Annotated in this window: 5 protein-coding genes and 2 pseudogenes; 5 read left to right on the top strand and 2 right to left on the bottom strand. The window is 35.8% G+C overall.

The window, feature by feature from the left end; genetic code table 11:
• Positions 1–422, top strand: a pseudogene (locus tag IHO40_RS03930) (hypothetical protein); the annotation flags it as partial.
• Between the two features lie 228 nt (positions 423–650).
• Complete coding sequence (locus IHO40_RS03925) at positions 651–1,664, top strand: RluA family pseudouridine synthase (RefSeq protein ID WP_225536858.1); 1,014 nt, start codon at positions 651–653, stop codon at positions 1,662–1,664.
• 298 nt (positions 1,665–1,962) lie between these two features.
• Here the strand turns inward: IHO40_RS03925 and IHO40_RS06270 are convergent.
• A pseudogene (locus tag IHO40_RS06270) lies at positions 1,963–2,737 on the bottom strand (Rpn family recombination-promoting nuclease/putative transposase).
• 614 nt (positions 2,738–3,351) lie between these two features.
• On the opposite strand from IHO40_RS06270, the gene IHO40_RS03915 reads away from it, so the two are divergent.
• A complete protein-coding gene (locus IHO40_RS03915; protein WP_225536859.1) occupies positions 3,352–3,780 on the top strand; it encodes a thiamine diphosphokinase in 429 nt (142 codons plus the stop codon).
• 839 nt (positions 3,781–4,619) lie between these two features.
• Here the strand turns inward: IHO40_RS03915 and IHO40_RS03910 are convergent.
• Entirely contained in the window at positions 4,620–4,787 is a 168-nt protein-coding gene (locus IHO40_RS03910) for a hypothetical protein (protein WP_225536856.1), read from the bottom strand.
• 128 nt (positions 4,788–4,915) lie between these two features.
• Between IHO40_RS03910 and IHO40_RS03905 the strand changes: the two genes are divergently transcribed.
• Together IHO40_RS03905 and IHO40_RS03900 are read left to right on the top strand one after the other, a co-directional pair.
• Positions 4,916–6,313: a malonyl-CoA decarboxylase gene (locus IHO40_RS03905; protein ID WP_225536855.1), complete on the top strand. Its 1,398-nt coding sequence runs from the start codon at positions 4,916–4,918 to the stop codon at positions 6,311–6,313.
• Between the two features lie 62 nt (positions 6,314–6,375).
• A partial coding sequence (locus tag IHO40_RS03900) for a GTP-binding protein (RefSeq protein WP_225536854.1) occupies positions 6,376–6,724 on the top strand: 349 nt, incomplete at its 3' end.

The raw sequence follows: 6,724 nt of genomic DNA, 5'->3' as shown, positions 1-6,724 counted from the left end.
TTACATTTTCAACTCTTGTACATAATCGATCGTCTATTGAGGTTTCCGGTAGTTACTCTGAAAGAGTTAGTGAAGAAGTTTTTTGCAACGCGCAAGACTGGAAAACACAAATTGAAAATTTAAGAGAAACCCTAAAAAAAGAATTAACACAAGAATTGCGAAAGCACTTAGAAGAGCTAAGAAGTAAACGAACCCAATCGACAAATGAACCTAACAGTAGTTCAAAGTCCGATCTTGGTAAGCAACAAGATAAAGAGAAAAAAGTACGTGAGAAAAATGAATTGTTAAAATCACAACAAATAACGAAAGAGCTTGAAAAGAAAAATACAAAATTAGAAAAAGAACTCTCTGAACAAGAAGAAACAGATGAACGGCAGGAAAAATTAACGGCAGCTCAAGTGAATTTTTATATTATGTATTAGAGTCCTTTAAGCTGGGAGAAAAAGATAATAAAGAAAAAAAGGTGAGGCGACGTTGCAGAATCTTGACAACAAGATAATAATCCACTGGAAAGACAGTTCCCAGACAATTTGCAATATAATATTAAAAAACAGGGTAATCTTCCTAGTACAAACATTGATTTTGTAAACAAAAATATTCAAGCAGCATGGGAAATGGTGCGGGGGTAAGCCACTATAGATCATTCAACAGTGACCTTAAATATCAAAAGTGGTGAGGAAAAATTGAGGCTAGATACTTATATCGCCGAAAAGTGCAATATATCACGCAGTAAAGTCCAGAGATTGATACAAGATGAGCAAGTGAAATTACTCGGCATGCCTATAACTAATAACGATCACTTGGTAAAACTAGGTGAGGAGTATGTGGTACTTCTTACTTCCAATAGCGAATCCACATCAATTAAGCCTAGTCACGACATAAAACTTGATATTATTTATGAAGATGAGGACATTATGGTTCTCAATAAACAAAGTGGATTAACAGTGCATCCAGGCGCCGGGACAAACAATGATACGCTCTTGAACGCAGTTATTGCTCACCTTGGTAAAATTCCATATACCCACGTAAGACCAGGAATTGTTCATAGACTCGATAAAGATACTAGCGGGCTGATGGTAATTGCAAAAAATGAAGAAGCCCATAGTTTTTTGTCTGAATTACTGTCAAATCGCAAGATAAAACGGGAATATTTAGCAGTAGTTTGGGGAATATTATCTTCTAATCAGGGAACGATAAAAACTAATATTGCTCCAAAACGTAGCAATAAAGAAATGATGTGTGTAGCAAGCACCACAGGAAAACTGGCAATTACCCATTATTCGGTGCAGAAAGTTGTAGGACAAGTAAGCTTAGTCAAGTGCGTTTTAAAAACGGGCAGAACACACCAAATTCGAGTACATATGAGTCACATGGGACATTCTATTGTTGGTGACCAAGTCTACGGAAAAGATAGTAGTAAAAGTGTAAAATACGCTAAAAGTTCTGATTTTATCTGTAACTTCAATAGACAAGCATTACATGCCTATAAGCTAGGGTTATATCACCCAAAGAGCAAGAAATATATGGACTTTTGCTCTGATTTACCGCAAGACATGAGAACTTTAATTGATGAGTTTGAAGAAATAACAAATTATAGAAACAAAAAAAACTACTTGACAACCTTTTCCGTCATCCTCATCATGGTAATGAGGCTATTTGTTTAACTTTCCAATCTTGTACGGTTAAAATGACAAGGAGGCTTGTATTTGGTGTACTATTGTTTAATTTTTTGCACTATGCGTATTTCATCTCTCTTTAAAACTTCGAAGTTTTTACCTCTAAAAGCTGAAACGCGCTTATAAGTCGTTTAAGACATCACCCAATGCCGGATTTTAAAATAGAGAAGTGACTAGTTTTTTTGCCTTTTTCTCTACTTGGCAAATTTCTCAACATTTAGGCTAAAGTTAGTTACAGTTTAAGAGCAGCTAATACCAACCCTTGTAGGTTAAGCTATACTGGAAATTACTGGCAGTGAATCTTATTTGAGTGGTAAGACGTTGCTTCTTGAAGTTGTTTAATTTCAACTTGAGTAAGACCAGTGGGTTTAGCTATCAAGTTGATAGATGCACCAGCTTTAAGTAGGTTTTTTGCCACTTCGGTTTTTCCTTTCTCAATACCGACTTCAACACCTTCATCAAGCTTTTGGTTAAAACAGGATAAATTATCATCTTCACGTTTCTTATCTTGATCATACGTAAAACGCTCTTCTCCACTTCAATTGTATTGGTTCAACTCATCATAAGCCCTGACGGTAATCTTATCACTTCATACTATTTTCTCAGATCCTATTCACTAGTTTCACTTGCATATAAAAAAATAGCACCATTTTTCAACTACACTTTCTAATTGATCCTCTTTTGTTTTTGGAAATTCCGGTAGTTCCATAAAAGCAAAGCTAAAATCCTTTAGATCATGTTCGAAGGTTTTCTTATCGAGAGCAGCGTGATCAGATTCTCACTCTGGTTTATCAGGAAATAGAACAAAATCAGTGATGGCAATAAAGATAACTCCTTTGAGATCCTCTTGAGATCGTGCACCTATGTTAGCTTGGCTTGAATAAGCTTTAGCAGCATAGTGTTGGGCGCGTTTTTCAAAGCCAGTGGTTCTAGCAACCTGCATTTCGCAAATAAATTGCACACCTGTGGAATCTCTACGGAGTATATCGACAATATTCTCTTTATTTAGCAGCAATCCCTGGGTCTTGAATAGGACTTAGAAAAGATACACCTAAAGGCATAGTTGTTTTTTTTGGATTAGAAACTTTGACAAAACCATGAGAAATCCACTTAAAAAGTATTAATAATTATACACTATTTTTTGCAGATATTCAATCCTTTTGTGTCTGAATTTTTAAGCCTCGGATGTGTTGATCAAAAAAATGACCTATGCAGACGGCCTTAGAATAGTACTTGATACTTTTAACGCCCTTTATATTCTTTTTATAAAGCGCCTTAAAACCCCGGACCATGAGCTTAGCAGCTGTAATAGATATCAAAGATACCTATTTTTGGTGTGGGAAGCTAATCTCCTAACAAAAGTATGAGCGCGAAAACTCAATTACGATTATCTACCATAGTGAGGACAGGTTTATTAACCCCCTACATTCCACATTACAAAGATCTTGAAACTCAATATCAACATGTTTTAGTGGCAAATTTACGTCAAAGCTATATCCTGTGTTTGGCAACTTTGTTCATTATCCTGGGTTTGGCTATCCAAAGCTTGTGATACTTAGCAATATTGTCGGGTTGTGTAATATCAAATACGATGCAAAATTTACACGAAGCATTTCATGATCATGTATGCAGTATACAGAAGCAATATCGTTCTATTATGGTGTTAAATTGAGAAATACCTGATTCATCATTTTTTCAACGAGATGTACCTATTATTGGTGTAGATGGCAGAACAAATAGAATAGGCTTTCATCAAATTGGTGTACAACCTGATCTTGTAATGGGAGATTTGGATAGCGTAAATCCGAGTTTACGCGCTAGTTTGAATACAATATGCCTGCCTGACCAAGATTACTGCGATTTTTCCAAGGCAATAGCCCGCTTAAAAATAATGAAGTTACTGACGTTGATAATAACGGGTATTACCGGAGGAGCAATTGACTACATACTACAGAATATCAACATTTTTCTAAGCACGGGGAGTATTTTTTATACATCTGCACCTTCTATGGTAGACTACACCTTGGAAAAAAGTATTACCTATTTTTCTTTGCCGAAAAATACTAAAATATCTTTGCTTGGCATACCGAGAGCTCAAATATAAAGGACTAAAGTGGGAACTATCTCTTGATGAGCTTTCTTTTCCAGAAAAGAATTCTTACTTTAATTGAAGTCTAAGCGATAAGGTATCTATAGAAGTGCATAGCGGTATATGTCTAGCAACGGTGTATTCAGAAGCAGTAGATGATACCGGAGCATCTTAAGTTAAGAAGCGAAGGTTAGAAGGGTCAATCCTCAATTGCTATGAACATGCTGATTAACTTCACGCTTTCCAAATGGCTATCTACTTTTAATTTCTTCCCTAAACTTTGTTTTATTTTTGCTTCGAATTTAAATTCGAACTTTTCGCAGAATTTCTGAAAATACTCTTTCTTTTACAATATCAAACAAACTCTTGTCACTATCTTGATAGCTTTTTAGCTTCTTGGAAATAGTAAGTGATAATTTATCTTTTTTATAAGAACATATATTGGTATTTCTAAGTCAGACTGATTTTCACATTATTTTGATCGGTACAATCAATCTTCATTACTCCCCAGGGCTTCCCGGCATGAATGAATACTGAGCCTGAGTGAGTGTAGATCCGTATATGTAGCAGCTTCATACCCTGCTTGATTACAATTAGTAACTAGCTTTTCTAGAATAGAGTCACTTGGGACTGCTGCTCCAACACACTCAAACATTCCCTTAAAAACTTCTTTTGCAAATGGGCGATAATTATTATTTTCATGTACTTTTGCTTTTAATAAATAAACTTGCTCTTCGCTACTGTAAGACTTTTTCCATATATATTAATTTCTTTAGCAGTTAGACTTTGCTTAAATTCTTTCCATGCATATTGCTTCCAAGCTTTTTCCATCAATTTGCGAATTGAAGTTTCTTCTATACTTTTTCCATTGATAACAAAATCCATCCTTCAAAAATCTTTATGCATCGTTTCGCAGGAGCTTGCTCCTTTGTTATCTTTTCTGCAGCTCTTAGTTTGCTGAAATCGAATTCTTTGGCTTGGGCTTTCAATGTAGCTATTGGATTTTTCTTTGCCTCTGCCATAACATTTTTCTCTGTTAATGCTCTATAATTAATTATACCATAGAAATTGCTAATAATTCGATAACGGTACCTGCTGTGTAGACTAAGTTTTTTTTTTGGTTAATATAGATGTACGGTAAAAGAAATCTATGACGAAAGAGTCACTAGTTAAAACTGATATAGCGCAAGTTGAGAATAAGAAAGCAGTAAAAGGCTTTTTTAAAATGCTAGGCGAAGTGGCAGATGCTGTAAGATCGTGGATTGGCAATATCAACCCCGATTTAAGCAGTAGCCGCGATATCGATAGCTTAGTCTTGAAGATGCACGAGTGCTTAAGCCCAAGGGGAGGGGAGGTCTCAGCACGTAAGAACACCGTATCTCTTGGTAATCTGTATTTAAGTTTATCGGAGAAGGGTAAAATAAAATTTCTGCAGACCATGGCAGAAAAATTTAGTCTGAACAAAGCGGAAGTAGGTGAAAAAATAAAAGAATACAGGGAAAATCAGAATCCCGAGTTAGACTATAAATTTGAACAGGACTTGACAAAAGTCCTTGAATCACCACGTTCTAAAATATTGAAGCAATTTATTTCTTTGCCGGAAGGCCTTAAGTTTATTGTCGATATGCGCTCTGACATGCTTAAGTTAAAGAACCAATATAAAGGGCTCAATCGACTAGAAAGTGAATTAAAAAGCATACTTCTCTCCTGGGTTGACGTTGATCTACTCGACCTTCGTCAAATTACCTGGGATTCACCTGCATCGTTGTTAGAAAAACTTATAAAATATGAAGCTGTGCATAAAATTTCTTCTTGGGGTGACTTAAAAAACAGGCTGGATTCTGATCGTCTATGTTTTGCCTTTTTTCATTACAAAATACCAAATGAACCTCTAATTTTTGTAGAAGTTGCATTGGTAAACAAAATTGCAGATAGCATTCAACACCTTTTAGATGAGTCGGTACCTTCAAGTGATCCAAGCAATGCAAGCACTGCCATATTCTATTCAATATCAAATACTCAAGCAGGGTTGTCTGGAATCAGCTTGGGTAACTTTTTGATCAAAAGGGTTGTAGAAAAACTATCGCAGGAATTTAAAAGTATAAAAACATACGCAACGCTTTCCCCAATACCTAGCTTTACAAAATGGCTGAAAGAAAGTTTAAGCCAAGATATTACTTTATTGAGCAAATTGAATATAAAGCAATCTAGCGCAGAAATTTTAGAAAGCATAGAGCAATTAAAAACCAACAGTGAATGGGAAAAACAATGCTTGCTGAAGCTTTGTGCACACTACTTGCTGAAGATTAAAAACAGTAGTGGCAGTGCTTACGATCCGGTAGCACATTTTCATTTAAGCAATGGTGCATCAATAAAACAGCTGAACTGGATGGCAGATACCTCTGAAAAGGGCATTAGTCAGTCAGCTGGAATGATGGTGAATTACCTATATGAATTGTCTAAAATAGATAATAACCATGAGAGCTATATGGTTAATAAAGTGGTTTCTCACTCGAAGCAGGTACTATCTGTATTAAAGGGGAAGTAAGTAATTGTCCTTGCAGCACTTCGAATGTAAAATAGTTCTCTTAATATGTTGAATAACCATCAATGGATAATATAAGAAATTTTGCAATAATAGCACATATAGATCATGGAAAGTCAACTCTTGCTGACCGCTTGATAGAAGAATGTAATGGTCTTGAAGCAAGAGAAATGACCAATCAAGTGCTTGATTCAATGGAAATAGAACGTGAACGTGGAATTACAATCAAAGCACAGACAGCAAGGCTTAACTACACTGCAAATGATGGAAATCAATATTGCTTGAACCTTATGGATACCCCAGGTCATGTTGATTTTTCATATGAGGTGAGTCGAAGCTTGGCTGCATGCGAAGGTTCGCTTTTAGTGGTAGATAGCAGCCAGGGAGTTGAGGCTCAAACTCTTGCAAATGTGT

It is taken from the genome of Wolbachia endosymbiont of Mansonella ozzardi (genome assembly GCF_020278625.1).
In the GTDB taxonomy this organism is placed as follows: Bacteria; Pseudomonadota; Alphaproteobacteria; order Rickettsiales; family Anaplasmataceae; genus Wolbachia.
The sequence above is the reverse complement of the archived record's forward strand: the minus strand, read 5'-3'. Positions and strand labels throughout refer to the sequence as shown.

Excerpts from the sequence above, each read along its gene's own strand:
- IHO40_RS03910 (WP_225536856.1), bottom strand. The coding sequence starts at position 4,787 with ATGGCAGAGGCAAAGAAAAATCCAATAGCTACATTGAAAGCCCAAGCC.
- IHO40_RS03905 (WP_225536855.1), top strand. The coding sequence starts at position 4,916 with ATGACGAAAGAGTCACTAGTTAAAACTGATATAGCGCAAGTTGAGAAT.